Here is a 17,505-nt window from a genome sequence, read left to right on the forward strand (position 1 = left end):
ACGGGGCGTGACCGGACTCCTCGGCCCGGCGGAGATCCGGGAACTCGCCGCGCGCCTCGGCGTGACGCCGACCAAGAAGCTCGGCCAGAACTTCGTGCACGACCCGAACACGGTCCGTCGGATCGTCGCCAGCGCGGGGCTCGCCCCCGACGACGTGGCGCTGGAGGTCGGCCCCGGGCTCGGCTCGCTCACCCTGGCCCTGCTTCCGGTCGCCGCGCACGTGCACGCCGTGGAACTCGACCCGACGCTGGCCGCCGCGCTGCCGGCGACCGCCGCCCGGTTCGCCGGCCCGGACGCCGCCCGGCTCACCGTGCACCCCGCCGACGCGCTGCGGGTCACCGCCGCGGAGCTGACCGATCCGGCCCCGACCGCGCTGGTGGCGAACCTGCCGTACAACGTCGCCGTGCCGGTGGTGCTGCACCTGCTCGCCGAGCTGCCCAGCCTGCGGCACGGCCTGGTGATGGTGCAGAAGGAGGTCGCCGACCGGCTCGTCGCCGGTCCCGGCTCGAAGGTGTACGGCGTCCCCTCGGTCAAGCTCGCCTGGTACGCCCGGGCCCGGGCCGCCGGCAAGGTCCCGCCGAACGTGTTCTGGCCGGTGCCGAACGTCGACTCCGGGCTGGTCGCCTTCACCCGCCGGGAGCCGCCCCGCGCCGACGTACGCCGGGAGGCGGTCTTCGCGGTGGTGGACGCGGCGTTCGCGCAGCGCCGGAAGACGCTCCGGGCCGCCCTGGCCGGCTGGGCCGGCGGCGCCGACCGGGCCGCCGCCGCGCTCACCGCCGCCGGTGTCGACCCGGGCGCCCGCGGCGAGTCGCTGACCGTGGAGCAGTTCGCCGCCATCGCCGCGTCGGCCCCGACCGTGCCCACCACGGCCCAGTAGGCTGGGCGCCGTTGCCCGACCCCGCCGAGGAGCTGATCGTGGAGAAGCCGTTCGACATCCGCCTGTGCCCGCGGGACATCGTCCCGTGACCGAGGCCTGGCGACCGGGCGACGAGGACGAGCAGCGGCGCGGGGCCGGCGGGCCGGTCAAGGTCCGGGTGCCCGCCAAGGTCAACCTGCACCTCGGGGTGGGGCCGCTGCGCCGGGACGGGTACCACGAGCTGAACACCGTCTATCACGCGATCTCCATCTACGACGAGCTGACCGCCCGCCGCGGCGACACCCTCACCCTCACGATGGCGGGCGAGGGCACCGGCGAGCTGGCCCTCGACGACTCCAACCTGGTGATCCGGGCCGCCCACGCCCTCGCCGGGTACGCCGGTGTCCGGCCACACGCCCGACTGCACCTGCGTAAGCAGATCCCCCTCGCCGGCGGGCTGGCCGGCGGCAGCGCCGACGCCGCCGCCACGCTGGTGGCCTGCGACGCGCTCTGGGGCACCGGACTGTCCCGGGAACAGTTGGCCGCCATCGCCGCCGACCTCGGCTCCGACGTGCCGTTCCTGATCCACGGCGGCACCGCGCTGGGCACCGGCCGGGGCGAGGCGGTCAGCCCGGTGCTCGCCCGCCCTACCTCGTGGCACTGGGTGGTGGCGGTCGCCGACGGCGGCCTCTCCACCCCGGCCGCGTACCGGGAACTGGACCGGCTCCGCGATGCCGGCACCGCCGGGGAGCCGCTGGGCAGCACCGACGCGCTGCTCGCCGCGCTGCGCCAGCGCGACCCGCGGGTCCTCGCCACCGCCCTCGGCAACGATCTCCAGGCCGCCGCGCTGGCCATGCGCCCGTCGCTGGCCGACACCCTCAAGGCGGGGGAGGCCGCCGGCGCGCTCGCCGGCATCGTCTCCGGCTCCGGCCCGACCTGCGTCTTCCTCGCCAGGGACGAGGCGGACGCCGGGCGGATCGCCGCCGAACTGGAGGCTGCCGGGGTGTGCCGGGAGGCCCGCGTCGCCCACGGCCCCGTCGCCGGTGCCCGCATCGTCTGACCCCGTTTCGCCTCGGACCGCATGATCGACACGGCTTGCGGCAAGGTGTGGTCAAATCCGACGACGAGACCACGCTTTGCCGCAGCCAGAGTTGATCATGGCTGGGCGGGCGGCGTGGTCCGGGCGCGGGCGGGAGGCCGCGTACGCTGAAGGGCGGGCGTCCCGAGGTGCCGACCGCGGCACCGGGACGCCTTGATCATGGAAGGTGGGGGAGTGGCCAACATCGTCAACCTGGACCGGGTGTCCAAGGGGTACGGCGCCGCCGGGCCGCTGCTCACCGACGTCTCGCTCGGCCTCGACGACGCCGACCGGGTCGGCGTCGTCGGCCTCAACGGCGCCGGGAAGTCCACCCTGCTGCGGCTGCTCACCCGGACCGAGGAACCCGACGACGGCCGGGTCACCCACCGTCGCGACCTGCGGGTGTCCTGGCTGCCACAGACCCTGAACCTCGCCCCCGACGCCACCGTCCGCGACGTCGTCCTCGGCACCGCCTGGCTCGGCGAGAGCATGGGCGCCGAGCACGAGTGGGCCGGCGACGCCGGCGTCCGGGCCATCCTCGACGGCCTCGGCATGCCGCACCTCGGCCTCGACGCGCCCGTCGGCCCGATGTCCGGTGGCGAGCGCCGCCGGGTCGCCCTCGCCGCGCTGCTCGTCCGCGACGCCGACCTGCTCATCCTCGACGAGCCCACCAACCACCTCGACGTCGGCGGCGTCGACTGGCTGGCGAGGCACCTGGTCACCCGCAAGGGCGCGCTCGTCGTGGTCACCCACGACCGGTGGTTTCTCGACGCCGTCTGCACCACCACCTGGGAGGTCGCCGACCAGACCGTGCGGGCGTACGAGGGCGGCTTCGCCGCCTGGATCCTCGCCCGGGCCGAGCGGCAACGGGTCGCCGCCGCCACCGAGGCCCGCCGGCAGAACCTGCTCCGCAAGGAGATCGCCTGGTTGCGCCGGGGCGCACCGGCCCGTACCTCCAAGCCGAAGTTCCGCATCGACGCGGCCAACGCGCTCATCGCCGACGTCCCGCCACCGCGCGACACCATGTCGCTGCAACGGCTCGCCACCGCCCGGCTCGGCAAGCAGGTGTACGACTTGGACCAGGTCACCCTGCACGCCGGGCCGAAGGAGATCCTGCACGACGTCACCTGGCAGGTCGGCCCCGGCGACCGGGTCGCCATCCTGGGCCGCAACGGCGCCGGCAAGACCACGCTCCTGCGGATGCTGGCCGGCGTCACCCGCCCCGACGGCGGGCGCCTCACCACCGGGCAGACCGTCAGGCCCGCCTTCCTCTCCCAGGAACTCGCCGAGCTCCCCGGCCACCTGCGCGTCCTGGAGGCCGTCGAGGAGGTGGCCCGGCGCGTCCAGTTCGGTGACCGGGAGATCAGCGCCGCCCAGCTCGCCGAGATCTTCGGCTTCGACGACCGGAGGCTCTGGACCCCGGTCAGCGACCTGTCCGGCGGCGAACGCCGCCGGCTGCAGATGCTCCGGCTGCTCGCCGGCGAGCCCAACGTGCTCCTCTTCGACGAGCCCACCAACGACCTGGACACCGACACCCTCGCCGCGCTGGAGGACCTGCTCGACTCCTGGCCCGGCACCATCGTCGTGGCCAGCCACGACCGCTATCTGATCGAGCGGGTCGCCGACGTGGCGTACGGGATGTTCGGCGACGGGCGGCTGGTGCACCTGCCCGGCGGGGTCGACGAGTACCTGGCCCGGGCCGCCGCGGGCGGGGGTCCGGCGCCCGCCGATCTCACCCCGGCCGCCACCGTCCCGGTCCGCGAGGGCATGTCCGCCGCCGAGGTACGCACCGCGAAGAAGGAACTGGGCAAGCTGGAACGGCAGATCGCCAAGCTGGAGCAGAAGGAGGCCGACCTGCTCGAACAGCTCGCCACGCACGCCACCGACTACGCCAGGGTCGCCGAGCTGGACGCCCAACTGAAGGAGCTGCGGGCCGAACGGGAACGCACCGAGGAGGCCTGGCTCGCCCTCGCCGAGGAACTGCCGGCCGGCTGACCTCGACGCCGGGGTGGGGGGTGTGCGGCGTCACATCCCGTCGTACGGGACAATCGCTGCCGACCCCTTTTCCGTTCGGTCTTGGAGACGCAGAGATGGCCCACACCCCCGTCAACCACCCCGCGCGGCCGATCTACCGGGCGATCGGCGGGCTCGTTGGTCTGTACTTCGTGCTCTTCGGCGTGCTCGGCCTCATCGCGAGCGCCGGCAACGACGTGTTCGCCCAGGACGACACCAAGGCCCTCGGCCAGGGCACCAACCTCGGCTTCTCGCTGCTCTCGATCCTGCTCGGCGCCGTGATCCTGTTCGGCATCGTGATCGGCCGCAACCTCGACGCCGCCATCAACCAGTGGCTCGCGTACGTGCTGTTCGTCCTCGGCCTGGGCCAGCTGGCGTTCCTGCGGACCGACGCCAACATCTTCAACTTCTCGATCATTACGGTGATCGTGGTGCTGACCCTCGGCATGGTGCTCCTCATGGCCGGCATGTACGGCAAGGTCGGCACCGACGAGGAGCAGGAGGCCTGGCAGAAGGCCCGGCTCGTGCTCTGACCGCAGCCCTACCCGAAGGCCCGGCTCGCGCCGGGCCTTCGGCGTTTCTGGGGACGGGTTCGACCGCTAGGGGTGACAATCTTCCCGAAACGGTCATTCGGTTGGAGGTCCCCATGGCGCACTTCCCGGTGAACCACCCCGCCCGGCCGCTCTACCGGGTCCTCGCCGGACTCATCGGGCTCTACATCCTGGCGTTCGGGGTCTACGGGGTCGTTCTCACCTGGGACAAGGGCCTGTTCGGCCGGGGCAGCGACTGGGCACTCGGACTCCGCACCAACCTGGCCTTCTCCCTGGTCTCCGTGATCTTCGGAGCGTTCCTGCTGGTCGGGGCGTCCCGGCGCGGCAACCTCGGCCACTACATGAACCTGACCGCCGGGGTGGTCTTCCTGTTCACCGGCCTGCTCATGATGGCCCTGCTCCAGACCCCGGGGAACTTCCTCAACTTCTCGATGTCCACCGTCATCGTGTCGCTGCTGTTCGGGCTGGTCCTGCTGGCCACCGGCCTCTACGACAAGGTCGGTCCCCCCGAGCACGCCACGGCGGAACACGAGCGCCGTCGCCACCCGGTCGCCGAGCGCCACCGCTGACCCGTCCGGCGCTGGTCCGACCGGCCGCCGTTCCGTCCGGCGCTGGTCCGTCCGGCCGCCGTCAGCCCGGCTTGCGGGACGTGATCAGGCCCGGCTGCGGCTCCAGATGCGACAGGCCGTTCCAGGCCAGGTTCACCAGGTGCGCCGCGACCGTCTCCTTCCGCGGCTTGCGTACCTCCAGCCACCAGCGCCCGGTCAACGCCACCATGCCCACCAGCGCCTGCGAGTACAGCTCGGCCAGCTTCGGGTCGTATCCCCGGCTGGAGAACTCCGCGCCCAGGATGTGCTCCACCTGGTGCGCCACATCGTTCAGCACACTGCTGAAGTTGCCCGTGGCCGACATCAGCGGCGACTCCCGGACCAGCACCCGGAACCCGCTGGTCTCCTCCTCGATGTACGTCAGCAGTGTCAGCGCCGCCTGCTCCAGCAACTCCCGTGGATGCCCCGCGGTGAGCGCGCTGGTGATCCGCTCCAGCAGCGACCGGACCTCGCGGTCCACCACCACCGCGTACAGGCCCTCCTTGCCGCCGAAGTGCTCGTATACCACCGGCTTGGAGACCTTGGCCCGGGCGGCCACCTCCTCGATCGAGGTGGCGTCGAACCCGCGCTCGGCGAAGATCTGCCGGGCAATCGAGATCAACTGCTCGCGGCGCTGCGCCGCGGACATCCGTACCCGGGAGGAGGACTTCGTCGCCGGGACCGCTCGCCGCCGGGCCCTGCCGGTGCCGTCGCCCGAATCCTCGGTCATCTCGTCACCTCGCCGGCGCTCGGTGACGCCCTGCCGTGGGATCTGCCCGCTCACCGGGGCACCTCGCCGATCCGTGGTCCTGCCGGATCGCCGGCCGGGCGGCGCTGAAGCTCGGTCACCCGGCCATCCTGCCAGGCCGCCGCGCCGTTGGCTGCCCGAGCACCGCCGCGCCGTGGGGGTGACCGGTCACCGTCGCGGCATCGGCCGGCCGGTCACAGTTCCGGCTCCGCCGGCCGGCCGGTCACCCCTTCGAGCTCCGTCGCCCGCACCTGGGTCCGCTCCGGCCCCACCAGCTTCGCGTTGATCCGCTCCGGTCTCGGCCAGCGGACCGCCCACACCGCGCCGGTCCTCTCCAGCAGCCAGATCACCCGCGCCGACGGGTCGAGCTGACCCCGCAGCACCCCGTGCCGCGCGCTGGTCGGCTCGGCGTGGTGCAGGTTGTGCCAGCTCTCCCCGAACGACAGCAGCGCCAGCGGCCAGAAGTTCGCGGCGCGGTCGCCCTGGCGTACCACGAAGGGCCGCTCCCCGTAGACGTGGCAGACCGAGTTGATTGCCCAGGTGACGTGATGCAGCAGCGCGATCCGGACCAGCCCGCCCCAGAAGAACGCGGTCAGCGCGCCCTGCCACGACCCGGTGAGCAGCCCGCCCATCGCCGTCGGCCCGAGCAACGAGACCAGCACCAGCAGCGGGAAGAGCCGGTCGACCCGACGCGTGGCCGGATCGGCGAGCAGGTCCGGGGCGAACCGCTCCCGGTTGGACAGCTCCCGGTTGAACAGCCAGCCGACGTGCGCGTGGAACATCCCGCGGGTCAGCCCGCGGACGCTCTCCCCGAACCGCCACGGCGAGTGCGGATCGCCCTCCAGGTCGGAGAAGGCGTGGTGCCGACGGTGGTCCGCCACCCACTGGATGACCTCGCCCTGCACGGCGAACGAACCGGCCACCGCGAGCGCCGACCGCAGCCAGGGCTTCGCCTTGAACGAGCCGTGGGTGAAGTACCGGTGGTAGCCGACGGTGACACCGAGGCCGGAGAGTACGTACCAGAAGGCGGCCACGAGGACGTCGCTCCAGGCCAGCCAGCCGCCCCAGGCCACGGGGACGGCGGCGAGCAGGGCGAGGAACGGGATGGCCACGAAGCCCCAGAGGGCGATCAGGATGCCCCGGGACTGGTGGCCCTGGGTCAGCGGCTTGGGTCCGGTGTTCGGGTCGGTCAGGGCAGTCGCCATGACACCTCCCAGGAAGACGGGCTACGCCTACGTCACCGTAACCAGCGGCCGGCCGCGCCGCACCGGACAGTCTGAATCGTGAATGGCCGAGGGATTGTCGTACGTGCCATCGCGGCTGTCTGGTGATCACCGTGCCGTGCGGTCGTGCGCTCAATTGGCGGATCGAGGGTATGATCTCCGAGCTGTTCCGGATCGCGGACGATGTGCGGGCCTGAATCCACGGGCTGTAGGTCTTGACGCGGCGATGGGGTGTGGGGTAACGGCAACCCGCAGGCCTTTGGAGCCTTGAGCTCCTGGTTCGAATCCAGGCACCCCAGCTCAGCGTCGTCCTGCCGGCGAGCGACGGCATTTGTGTGGCCGGATGCGAATTGCAACGGGCTGCGTGGTTAGCATGGCCGCGAGACTGTCGCCGTCCCGACGGGAGCCACGTCGTGTCCCAGCCCCACCTCCGCACCGTCGTCGTGCTCGCCGCCGGTGAGGGCAAGCGGATGAAGTCGGCCCTGCCCAAGGTGCTGCACCCGCTGCTCGGCCGTACCCTGCTCGGACATGTGCTGGCCGCGGCCGATCCGCTGGCGGCGGACCGCACGGTGGTGGTGGTCGGGCACGGCGCCGACCAGGTGCGGGCGCATCTGGCCGAGGTCGCCCCCGAGGCCACCCCGGTGCTCCAGGAGCGGCAGCTCGGCACCGGGCACGCGGTCCGGATCGCGCTCGACGCGGTGCCGGACGTCACCGGCACGGTGGTGGTGATCAACGGGGACGTGCCGTTGCTGCGGCCGGAGACCGTACGGGCCCTGGTCGAGGCGCACGAGGGCGCCGGTGCCGCGGCGACCGTGCTCGCCGCCGAGGTGCCCGACCCGACCGGCCTGGGCCGGATCGTGCGGGACGCCGACGGTCGGCTCGAGCAGATCGTCGAGGAGCGTGACGCCACCCCGGCCCAGCGCGCGCTGCGGGAGATCAACGCGGGCATCTACGCGTTCGACGTGGCGCGGCTGCGGGAGGCGCTGGGCAAGCTCTCCACCGACAACGACCAGGGCGAGGAGTACCTGACCGACGTCTTCGGCCTGCTCCGGGACGCCGGTGAGCCGGTGGCGGTGCACTGCGCCGCCGACCACGTGGAGACGCTGGGCTGCAACGACCGGGTCGAGCTGGCCGGGCTGCGCCGGCTGCTGCGGGACCGGGTGAACGAGGGCTGGATGCGGACCGGGGTGAGCATTCTCGACCCGCACACCACCTGGATCGACGTGACGGTGACCGTCGAGCGGGACGCGGTGATCGACCAGAACACCCAGCTCCAGGGCGCGACGCTGGTCGGCGCGGGCGCGCTGGTCGGCCCGGACACCACCCTGATCGACACCACGGTCGGCGCGGGCGCCAGCGTGCTGCGCAGCCACGCGGTGGGCGCGGAGGTCGGTCCGCGGGCCACGGTGGGGCCGTTCGCATACCTGCGGCCGGCCGCGCGCCTCGCCGAGAAGGCCAAGGTTGGCACGTTCGTCGAGGTGAAGAACTCCGAGGTGGGGGCGGGCGCCAAGGTGCCGCACCTGTCGTACGTGGGGGACGCGACGATCGGGGCGAAGGCGAACATCGGCGCGGCGACGATCTTCGTGAACTACGACGGGGTGAACAAGCACCACACCACGGTCGGCGAGGGTGCCTTCGTCGGGTGTGACACCAACCTGATCGCGCCGGTCGAGGTGGGCGCCGGGGCGTACGTCGCGGCGGGCAGCGCGATCAGCCAGGACGTTCCGCCGGGAGCGCTCGGGGTGACCCGGGCGTCGCAGCGCAACATCGACGGCTGGGTGGCCCGGAAGCGGCCCGGCACGGTCTCTGCCGAGGCGGCCGAGCGGGCGCAGCGCGCCGCTGAGGATGCGTCGGGCGGGGCCTGGGCCGCAAGCGAAGGTGACTGAATCCACGAGGGTGCCGAGTCGGTGGGCGGGCCGGTGAACCCGGGGGATACTGCAACCGAATCCCCGGCTCCACCACCACCGCCGGGAACCACCGACAAAACGGGAGCAGACGGGCCCATGGGCAGCATCGTCGCCGAAAACCGCAAGAGCCTGATGCTCTTCTCCGGACGGGGCTTTCCGGAGCTGGCCAAGGAGATCGGTGAGGTGCTCGGCGTCGCGCCGACGCCCACCGACTCGTACGAGTTCGCCAACGGTGAGCTCTTCGTACGGTACAAGGACTCGGTGCGCGGCTCGGACGCCTTCGTGGTGCAGTCCGTGACGCACGGGGTCAACACCTGGGTCATGGAGACCCTGATCATGGTCGACGCGCTGAAGCGCGGTTCGGCGAAGCGGATCACGGTGGTGCTGCCGTACTACCCGTACTCCCGCCAGGACAAGAAGCACCGGGGCCGGGAACCGATCTCGGCGCGGCTGGTGGCCGACCTGCTGAAGACCGCGGGCGCCAACCGGATCCTCACGGTCGACCTGCACACCGCGCAGATCCAGGGCTTCTTCGACGGGCCGGTGGACCACCTCTTCGCGATGGACGTCCTGGCCGAGTACGTGGAGCACAAGTACGCGGGCCGCCCGATGACCGTGGTGGCGCCGGACTCGGGCCGGGTACGGGTGGCGGAGCGGTGGACGGACCGGCTGGGTGGCTGCCCGTTGGCCTTCATCCACAAGACCCGTGATCCGCTGAAGCCGAACCAGGTGGTGGCGAACCGGGTGGTCGGCGAGGTGGAGGGCCGGGTCTGCCTGATCGTCGACGACATGATCGACACCGGTGGCACGATCACCAAGGCCGCCGACATCCTGAAGGACTCCGGCGCGGCGGATGTCGTGGTCGCGTCCACCCACGCGCTGCTGTCGGACCCGGCGACCGAGCGGCTGAAGAACAGCCCGATCAGCGAGGTCGTGGTGACCAACACCCTGCCGCTGCCGCCGGAGAAGCAGCTCGACAAGCTCACCGTACTGTCGATCGCGCCGCTGCTGGCCCGGGCGATCCGGGAGGTCTTCGACGACGGGTCGGTGACCACCCTCTTCGGTGGCCTGAGCTGACACACCACCACCGCCGCCCGGCGGCCGCCTCGGACGGTCGCCGGCGGTGTGGTGGTTGCCCCGCGGGACCGCCCGAACGGTGATATGGGGACTGCCGGAAAGCGCGGAAACGACTCGGGTAGACTGGTGCGGTTGCCACGGCGAGGGTGCCCTGCGGGCCGCTGAAGAAGCGCCGCACGGAGGCGCCGTCATCGACGCGGTGCTCCGGGCAGTCGATCATGACGCATGAGCCCCCAGCGAGCCCCTCGCCCAGCACCGCCAGACGACAAGCCGCCAGCTGCGAAGCATCAGGAGTTTCCCCGTGTCCGAGGTAAAGATCAGCGCCGAGCCCCGTACCGAGTTCGGCAAGGGTGGTGCCCGTCGTACCCGCCGGGCCGGCAAGGTGCCCGCCGTGCTGTACGGCCACGGCGAGAAGCCGAAGCACATCGCGCTCCCGGCGCGTGAGTTCGCCGCCGCGATCCGCAAGGGCGGGGCGAACCAGCTCTTCGCGATCGAGGTCAGCGACGGCACCCAGGTGCTGGCGCTGCCGAAGGCGATCCAGCGTGACCCGATCAAGGACACCTTCGAGCACGTCGACCTGCTGCTGGTCCGCCGTGGCGAGAAGGTCACCGTCGAGGTTCCGGTCGAGCTGACCGGCGAGGCGGCGAAGGACACCCTGATCGTGCACGACCACGACACCCTCTCGGTGACCGCCGACGCCACCAAGGTGCCGGACCACCTGGAGGCCTCGGTCGAGGGCGCCGAGGCGGGCGTCCAGGTCACCGCCGGCGACGTCGCGCTGCCGGCCGGTGTCGAGCTGGCCGCCGACCCGGAGCTGCCGGTCGCCACGGTGACCGCCGCCCCGACCGCCGAGCAGCTCGAGGCGACCCTCCCCGAGGTCGAGGAGGCCACCGAGGAGGCCGAGGAGGAGGTCGGCGAGGAGACCGCCGAGGCTCCCGAGGGCGCGCCGGCCGCCGAGGGCGAGGCTGCGGCCGAGGCGAAGACCGAGGCCTGATCGGTCCGCTGGCTGTGCGACAGGCGTCCCCGGTTTCCGGGGGCGCCTGTCGACGTATCGGGGACGGGGGCCCGCGCGGCGGCAGGCAACCCGTGGCGTGGCGCCGGCTGGAACGGCGGGCGACGGCTTGCCGGGGCCGTGGTGCCGGCGGACGCGCCGAGCCGGTGTGGTCGCAGATGACGGAAGGGGCGTGGCGTGACGGACGAGGCGGGGCCGTGGCTGGTGGTCGGCCTGGGCAACCCCGGCCGGGAGTACGCGGGTAACCGGCACAACGTCGGCTTCATGGTGGCCGAGCTGCTGGCCGGCCGGGTGGGGGCCCGGTTCGGGCGGCACAAGCGCGTGGTGGCGGAGGCCGCCGAGGGGCGGCTCGGGTTCGGCGGTCCGAAGCTGGTGCTGGTGAAGCCGCTGACGTACATGAATCTTTCCGGCGGCCCGGTGGCCGGGCTGGCGCAGTTCCACAAGATCCCGCCGGCGCGGGTGATCGCGGTGCACGACGAGCTGGACATCCCGTACGGGCAGGTGCGGGTGAAGTGTGGCGGCGGCGAGGGCGGCCACAACGGTCTGCGCTCGATGTCGAAGTCGCTGGGCACGAAGGACTACGTGCGGGTGCGGTTCGGTATCGGCCGGCCGCCGGGGCGGCAGGATCCGGCGGATTTTGTGCTGTCGGACTTCTCCTCGGTGGAGCGCAAGGAGTTGGAGTTCCTGGTCGACCGGGCGGCGGACGTGGTCGAGTCGGTGGTCACCCGCGGGGTGGAGCCGACGCAGAACCTGTACCACGGCGGGTGAGTTCCGGGCGGGCCGTACCGGATTCGGCGGGTACGGGTCGGTAGTCTGCGCCTTTCTGCCGGCGGATGCCGGCTGGCGGCGGGCGACGGGAGCGGAACCATGGGCAGTCCCCCGATCATCGACGGCGGGTTCGCCCGGTGGCTGGCGGCGCGGGCCGGGCAGGCGCTGACGACCCTGCGTACGGAGATGGGCTTCGCGGACCCGGGGGCGTTGAAGTCGGCCGGGGACAAGGTCTCGCACGACCTGATCCGTACCGAGCTGGCGAGGTGGCGGCCGGGGGACGCGGTGCTGTCGGAGGAGGACGAGGGCTCCCGGCTGGCCTGGACGGCCGAGGTGGGCTCCGACGTGGTGTCCCGGCTGACCGCGGACCGGGTGTGGATCATCGATCCGCTGGACGGTACCCGGGAGTTCTCCGAGGAGGGCCGATCGGACTGGGCGGTGCACGTGGCGCTCTGGGCGCGGCGCGCCCCGACGTCGCACGGCCTGGTCGCGGGCGCGGTGGCGTTGCCGGCGCAGCACCGGGTGCTGGGCACGGACCATGCGCCGGCGTACCCCCCGATGACGGTGGAGGCGGCGACCCCGGGCGGCGGGCGGACCATCCGGTTGGCGGCGAGTCGTAGCCGCCCACCGGTGTTTCTGGCCGAGCTGGCCGAGGACATCGGCGCTCATCTGGTGCCGATGGGCTCGGCGGGCGCGAAGATCGCCGCTGTGGTCACCGGTGAGGTCGACGCGTACATCCACGCCGGCGGCCAGTACGAGTGGGACTCGGCGGCCCCGGTAGCTGTGGCGACGGCCACCGGGCTGCACGCTTCCCGGATCGACGGTTCTGCGCTGAAATACAACGAGGCCGATCCCCGCCTGCCGGACCTGTTGGTCTGCCGGAAGGATCTCGCCAGTCGGTTGCTTGCAGCGTTGCAGCGGCATTCCGGGTAGCCTGAACGTTCATCTTGACGAGTCCGACCGGAAAGGTCTGGAATCCCGATGTGCGGATCCGAGCGAATCGAACTGGTGTCATGACATCCCCCGCCGCGTACCAGGTGTCCCACCTCGACGCGTTGGAGGCGGAGAGCATCTTCGTGATGCGCGAGGTCGTCGCCGAGATGGAGCGCCCGGTGCTCCTCTTCTCCGGCGGCAAGGATTCGATCGTGATGCTCCGGCTGGCCCAGAAGGCGTTCGCCCCGGCCAACATCCCGTTCCCGGTGATGCACGTCGACACCGGCCACAACTTCCCCGAGGTCCTGGAATACCGGGACCAGCGGGTCGCCGAGCTGGGCCTGCAACTCATCGTGGCGAGCGTGCCGGAGGCCCTGGCCAACGGCCTCGTACGCGAGTCGGCGGACGGGATGCGTAACCGGATCCAGACGCCGGTGCTGCTCGACGCGGTGGAGAAGCACCGCTTCGACGCGCTCTTCGGCGGCGCCCGCCGGGACGAGGAGAAGGCCCGGGCCAAGGAGCGGGTGTTCAGCTTCCGGGACGAGTTCGGCCAGTGGGACCCGAAGAACCAGCGCCCGGAGCTGTGGGCGCTCTACAACGGCCGGCACCACCCGGGCGAGTCGATCCGGGTCTTCCCGCTGTCCAACTGGACCGAGCTGGACGTCTGGCACTACATCGCCCGCGAGCGGATCCCGCTGCCGTCGATCTACTACGCGCATGAGCGCGAGGTGATCGAGCGCGACGGCATGCTGTACGCGGTCAACGAGTTCTTCCGGGCGCGCTCCGGTGAGCAGCCGATCAAGGCCCAGGTGCGGTACCGGACGGTAGGTGACGCCTCCTGCACCGCGGCGGTCCGTTCGGACGCCGACACCGTGGAGAAGGTGATCGAGGAGGTGGCCGCCACCCGGATCACCGAGCGCGGCGCGACCCGCGGCGACGACCGGGTCAGCGAGGCCGCCATGGAGGACCGTAAGCGGGAAGGCTACTTCTGATGAGCGCGGAGACACTGGCCACGGACGCCCGGGCCGCCGCCGGGCCGGAGCCCCGGCCGATGGACCTGCTGCGGTTCGCCACCGCCGGCAGCGTCGACGACGGCAAGTCGACCCTGATCGGCCGACTGCTGTACGACACGAAGTCACTCTTCACCGACCAACTCGCCGCTGTCGAGGCGGTCAGCGCGGCGCGGGGCGACGAATACACCAACCTGGCGCTGCTCACCGACGGCCTGCGCGCCGAGCGGGAGCAGGGCATCACCATCGACGTGGCGTACCGCTACTTCGCCACGCCGCGGCGGAAGTTCATCATCGCCGACACCCCCGGGCACATCCAGTACACCCGGAACATGGTCACCGGCGCGTCGACCGCCGACCTGGCGCTGATCCTCGTGGACGCGCGCAAGGGCCTGGTGGAGCAGTCCCGGCGGCACGCGTTCCTCTGCTCGTTGCTGCGGGTGCCGCACCTGGTCCTCTGTGTCAACAAGATGGACCTGGTCGACTGGTCGCAGGACGTGTTCGAGCGAATCGCCGACGAGTTCACCGCGTTCGCCGCGAAGCTCGACGTGCCGGACCTGACCGTGGTGCCGATCTCCGCGCTCAAGGGCGACAACATCGTCGCCCGCTCCGAGAACATGCCCTGGTACGAGGGGCCGGCGCTGCTGCACCACCTGGAGCGGGTGCACATCGCCTCCGACCGCAACCTGGTCGATGTGCGGTTCCCGGTGCAGTACGTGATCCGGCCGCAGTCCACCACGGTCACCGACTACCGCGGCTACGCGGGCCAGGTGGCCTCGGGCGTGCTCAAGCCCGGCGACGAGGTGATGGTGTTGCCGTCCGGCTTCACCAGCCGGATCGCCGCGGTGGAGACGGCGGACGGCCCGGTGGACCAGGCGTTTCCGCCGATGTCGGTGACGGTCCGACTGACCGATGAGATCGACATCTCACGCGGCGACATGATCTGCCGGCCGAACAACGCCCCGGCGGTCGCCCAGGACATCGAGGCGATGGTCTGCTGGATGGACGAGACCCGCCCGCTCCAGGTCGGCGGCAAGTACGCCATCAAGCACACCACCCGTTCGGCGCGGGCGATCGTGCGCGGCCTGCACTACCGGCTGGACATCAACTCGCTGCACCGGGACGAGGCGGCCGGCGAGCTGAAGCTCAACGAGATCGGCCGGGTACGGCTGCGCACCACGGTTCCGCTGCTCGCCGACGAGTACCGGCGTAACCGCACCACCGGCGGCTTCGTCATCATCGATGAGACCACCAACCGGACCGTCGGCGCCGGCATGATCGTCGAAGCCGGCTGACGCGGGTCACTCCGCCCCTGGCGATGATCGCGCTCGAACAGGGTTGTAGTGGCCTCCCGGGCACAAGGAGGCCACTACATCCAGGATCGAGCACGATCTTGGGCGCGGGGCGCGGGGCGCGGGGCGCGGGGCGCGGGGCGCGGGTCAGGTGAGGCGGGTGGTGCCGGCGGCCGGCCGCACGGTCACCGTGCCGGGGGCGGCGAAGCCGCGCTCGGCGTACGCGGTGGTGACGGCGTCGGCGACCGCCGGGGCGCGGTCGGCGTCGACCAGGGCGAGCACGCAGCCGCCGAAGCCGCCGCCGGTCATCCGGGCGCCGTACGCCCCGGCGGCCAGGGCCGCGTCGACCGCGGTATCCACCTCGGGCACGGTGATTTCGAAGTCGTCCCGCATCGAGGCGTGCGAGGCGGTCAGCAGGGGGCCGGTGTCGGACACCCGGCCGGCGCGCAGCAGTTCGACCGTGTCGAGGACCCGCTGGTTCTCGGTGACCACGTGCCGGACCCGGCGGCGAATCTCGTCGTCGGGCAGCATCCCGAGCGCCGCGTCGAGGTCGGCGACGGCCACGTCACGCAGGGCGGGCACCCCGAGGGCCCGCGCCGCGTTCTCGCAGGACGCGCGGCGGGCGGCGTACTCGCCGTCGGCGTGCCGGTGCGGGGCGCGGCTGTCGACCACCAGCACGGCCAGCCCGGCGGTGTCCAGGTCGAACGGGATCTGCTCGACCTCCTCCGTGCGGCAGTCGAGAAAGAGGGCGTGTCCCGCCCGCCCACGGATCACCGCGGACTGGTCCATGATCCCGGTGGGCGCGCCGACGTAGTCGTTCTCGGCGCGTTGGGCGAGCCGGGGCCACCGGTCGGCAGGCAGGTCCAGCCCACCCAGTTCGACCAGGGCGGCGAGCACCGCCGCCTCGACGGCCGCCGAGGAGGAGAGCCCGGAGCCGACCGGCACGTCGGAGGCGATGGCCAGCCGGGCGCCGGGGACGGCCTGCCCGGCGGCGCGCAGCGCCCAGACCACCCCGGCCACGTACGCGGCCCAGCCGGTGACCCGGCCGGGCTCGTCGACCTCGGCCGGGCCGAACTCGACCGGGTCGGCGGAAAGCTCCGACCGGACCGTCCAGCGTTCGTCGTCGCGGGCCGCCGCGGCGACCACGGTACGCAGCGGCAGCGCGAAGGGCAGCACGAAGCCGTCGTTGTAGTCGGTGTGCTCGCCGATCAGGTTGACCCGGCCGGGAGCCGCCCAGCGGCCGGCCGGCCGCACGCCGTACCAGTGCCGGAAGCCGGCGGCGGCGCGGGCAGCGGCATCGCCGGACGGCGCGGCCGGGGGCGTGGTGGTCGCGGCCGTCACCGCTGCCCCAGGACGTGCGCCTGGTAGAAGGCCCAGGCGTCGCCGACCATGTCGGACAGGGTGGGCTTCTCCGGCACCCAACCGAGCTCCTCGCGGGCCAGTGTGGAGGAGGCGACCAGCTCGGCCGGGTCGCCCTCGCGACGCGGGGCCACCTCGACCGGTACGGAATGGCCGGTGACCTCGCGGACCACCTCGATCACCTGCCGGTTGGTGAAGCCGCTGCCGTTGCCGAGGTTGTAGATGCGGTGCCGGCCGGGTGTCGCGGCGGTGAGTGCCAGCAGGTGCGCCCGGGCCAGGTCGGCGACGTGGATGTAGTCGCGGACGCAGGTGCCGTCGACGGTGGGGTAGTCGTCGCCGAAGAGTTGGAGCTTGTCGCGCCGGCCGGCGGCCACGTCGAGGGCGAGCGGGATGAGGTGGGTCTCCGGGTCGTGCCGTTCGCCGATGGCCCGCCCGTCGTGCAGGTACGCCCCGGCGACGTTGAAGTAGCGCAGCGAGACGGCCGCGAGGTCGTGCGCGATCGCCTCGGAGGTGAGCGCCATGTCGACGGCCAGCTTGGTGGCCCCGTAGGTGTTGGTGGGGGCCTTGACGGCGGTCTCCGGGATGGGCACCTCGGTGGGGTTGCCGTAGACGGCGGCGGTGGAGGAGAAGACCAGCCGGGGTACCCGGGCGGCGCGTACCGCGTCGAGCAGGGCGAGCGAGCCGACGGTGTTGTTCTGCCAGTAGAGCTCCGGCCTGACCATCGACTCGCCAGCGGCGATCAGCGCGGCGAAGTGCAGCACGCCGTCGAAGCCGGCGTCCGGGGTGAGCACCCGGGCGGCCTCGTGCACCGGCAGCTCGACGTGGGTCGCGTCCGGGGCCAGCGCCTCCCGGTGGCCGGTGCGCAGGTCGTCCAGGACGGTCACCTCGTGGCCGTGGTCCAGCAGCATCCGGGTCACCACGCTGCCGATGTAGCCGGCGCCCCCGGTGACGAGCAGTTTCACGTCGGGTTCCTCCCGCCTGGCCGCGTCCCGCGGCGGCCGTACGTGATCACCCTACGGCCGCCGGCTGTGCCGTGGCTGTCCCCTGAGTTCGGTAGGTCCGCCGCGTTTCCGGATGACTGAAACAGATGC

Annotated in this window: 15 protein-coding genes, 1 tRNA gene and 1 pseudogene; 13 read left to right on the forward strand and 4 right to left on the reverse strand. The window is 72.3% G+C overall.

What is annotated here, in order from left to right; all coding sequences use genetic code 11:
* Positions 1-7: 7 nt before the first annotated feature.
* The 5 genes from rsmA (at position 8) to GA0070604_RS03300 (ending at position 5,067) form a co-directional block, all read left to right on the forward strand.
* Positions 8-877 (forward strand): 16S rRNA (adenine(1518)-N(6)/adenine(1519)-N(6))-dimethyltransferase RsmA, encoded by an 870-nt coding sequence (gene rsmA, locus GA0070604_RS03280; RefSeq protein WP_091113892.1) that lies wholly within the window; start codon positions 8-10, stop codon positions 875-877.
* Between the two features lie 85 nt (positions 878-962).
* A complete protein-coding gene (locus GA0070604_RS03285) occupies positions 963-1,916 on the forward strand; it encodes a 4-(cytidine 5'-diphospho)-2-C-methyl-D-erythritol kinase (RefSeq protein WP_091113896.1) in 954 nt (317 codons plus the stop codon).
* Between the two features lie 213 nt (positions 1,917-2,129).
* Positions 2,130-3,929 carry an ABC-F family ATP-binding cassette domain-containing protein gene (locus GA0070604_RS03290; RefSeq protein ID WP_091113899.1) on the forward strand — a complete coding sequence of 600 codons (1,800 nt, stop codon included), beginning with the start codon at positions 2,130-2,132 and terminating at the stop codon, positions 3,927-3,929.
* 95 nt (positions 3,930-4,024) lie between these two features.
* Positions 4,025-4,480: a DUF4383 domain-containing protein gene (locus GA0070604_RS03295; RefSeq protein WP_091113902.1), complete on the forward strand. Its 456-nt coding sequence runs from the start codon at positions 4,025-4,027 to the stop codon at positions 4,478-4,480.
* A 113-nt stretch (positions 4,481-4,593) separates the two neighbouring features.
* The gene (locus tag GA0070604_RS03300; RefSeq protein ID WP_091113905.1) at positions 4,594-5,067 is read left to right on the forward strand and encodes a DUF4383 domain-containing protein; all 474 of its coding nucleotides are present in this window, start codon (positions 4,594-4,596) and stop codon (positions 5,065-5,067) included.
* A 61-nt stretch (positions 5,068-5,128) separates the two neighbouring features.
* Here GA0070604_RS03300 and GA0070604_RS03305 read toward each other — a convergent pair whose 3' ends face one another.
* Entirely contained in the window at positions 5,129-5,815 is a 687-nt protein-coding gene (locus GA0070604_RS03305; protein ID WP_141721421.1) for a TetR/AcrR family transcriptional regulator, read from the reverse strand.
* A gap of 212 nt (positions 5,816-6,027) precedes the next feature.
* Positions 6,028-7,038 carry an acyl-CoA desaturase gene (locus tag GA0070604_RS03310; RefSeq protein ID WP_091113913.1) on the reverse strand — a complete coding sequence of 337 codons (1,011 nt, stop codon included), beginning with the start codon at positions 7,036-7,038 and terminating at the stop codon, positions 6,028-6,030.
* A 245-nt stretch (positions 7,039-7,283) separates the two neighbouring features.
* Between GA0070604_RS03310 and GA0070604_RS03315 the strand changes: the two genes are divergently transcribed.
* The 8 genes and pseudogenes from GA0070604_RS03315 to GA0070604_RS03350 all read left to right on the forward strand — a co-directional run bounded on the left by GA0070604_RS03315 (position 7,284) and on the right by GA0070604_RS03350 (position 15,058).
* A tRNA-Gln gene (locus tag GA0070604_RS03315) sits at positions 7,284-7,355 on the forward strand.
* A 114-nt stretch (positions 7,356-7,469) separates the two neighbouring features.
* A pseudogene (gene glmU / locus GA0070604_RS03320) lies at positions 7,470-9,002 on the forward strand (bifunctional UDP-N-acetylglucosamine diphosphorylase/glucosamine-1-phosphate N-acetyltransferase GlmU); the annotation flags it as partial.
* Between the two features lie 57 nt (positions 9,003-9,059).
* A complete protein-coding gene (locus GA0070604_RS03325; RefSeq protein ID WP_091113915.1) occupies positions 9,060-10,040 on the forward strand; it encodes a ribose-phosphate diphosphokinase in 981 nt (326 codons plus the stop codon).
* 301 nt (positions 10,041-10,341) lie between these two features.
* Positions 10,342-11,034 (forward strand): 50S ribosomal protein L25/general stress protein Ctc, encoded by a 693-nt coding sequence (locus tag GA0070604_RS03330; RefSeq protein ID WP_091113918.1) that lies wholly within the window; start codon positions 10,342-10,344, stop codon positions 11,032-11,034.
* 195 nt (positions 11,035-11,229) lie between these two features.
* Complete coding sequence (pth, locus tag GA0070604_RS03335) at positions 11,230-11,820, forward strand: aminoacyl-tRNA hydrolase (RefSeq protein WP_091113922.1); 591 nt, start codon at positions 11,230-11,232, stop codon at positions 11,818-11,820.
* Between the two features lie 99 nt (positions 11,821-11,919).
* Positions 11,920-12,753 carry an inositol monophosphatase family protein gene (locus GA0070604_RS03340; RefSeq protein WP_091113925.1) on the forward strand — a complete coding sequence of 278 codons (834 nt, stop codon included), beginning with the start codon at positions 11,920-11,922 and terminating at the stop codon, positions 12,751-12,753.
* An 80-nt stretch (positions 12,754-12,833) separates the two neighbouring features.
* A complete protein-coding gene (gene cysD / locus GA0070604_RS03345) occupies positions 12,834-13,745 on the forward strand; it encodes a sulfate adenylyltransferase subunit CysD (protein ID WP_091113929.1) in 912 nt (303 codons plus the stop codon).
* Positions 13,745-15,058, forward strand: coding sequence for a sulfate adenylyltransferase subunit 1 (locus GA0070604_RS03350; protein ID WP_091113933.1), 1,314 nt, complete (start codon positions 13,745-13,747; stop codon positions 15,056-15,058). The genes cysD and GA0070604_RS03350 overlap by 1 nt, the downstream gene beginning before the upstream one ends.
* 144 nt (positions 15,059-15,202) lie before the next feature.
* Here the strand turns inward: GA0070604_RS03350 and galK are convergent, their stop codons facing one another.
* Both galK and galE read right to left on the reverse strand, forming a co-directional pair.
* Complete coding sequence (gene galK, locus GA0070604_RS03355) at positions 15,203-16,396, reverse strand: galactokinase (protein WP_091113937.1); 1,194 nt, start codon at positions 16,394-16,396, stop codon at positions 15,203-15,205.
* Positions 16,393-17,376: a UDP-glucose 4-epimerase GalE gene (gene galE, locus GA0070604_RS03360; protein ID WP_091113941.1), complete on the reverse strand. Its 984-nt coding sequence runs from the start codon at positions 17,374-17,376 to the stop codon at positions 16,393-16,395. The genes galK and galE overlap by 4 nt, the downstream gene beginning before the upstream one ends.
* Positions 17,377-17,505 lie beyond the last annotated feature (129 nt).

It is taken from the genome of Micromonospora eburnea (genome assembly GCF_900090225.1).
In the GTDB taxonomy this organism is placed as follows: Bacteria; Actinomycetota; Actinomycetes; order Mycobacteriales; family Micromonosporaceae; genus Micromonospora; species Micromonospora eburnea.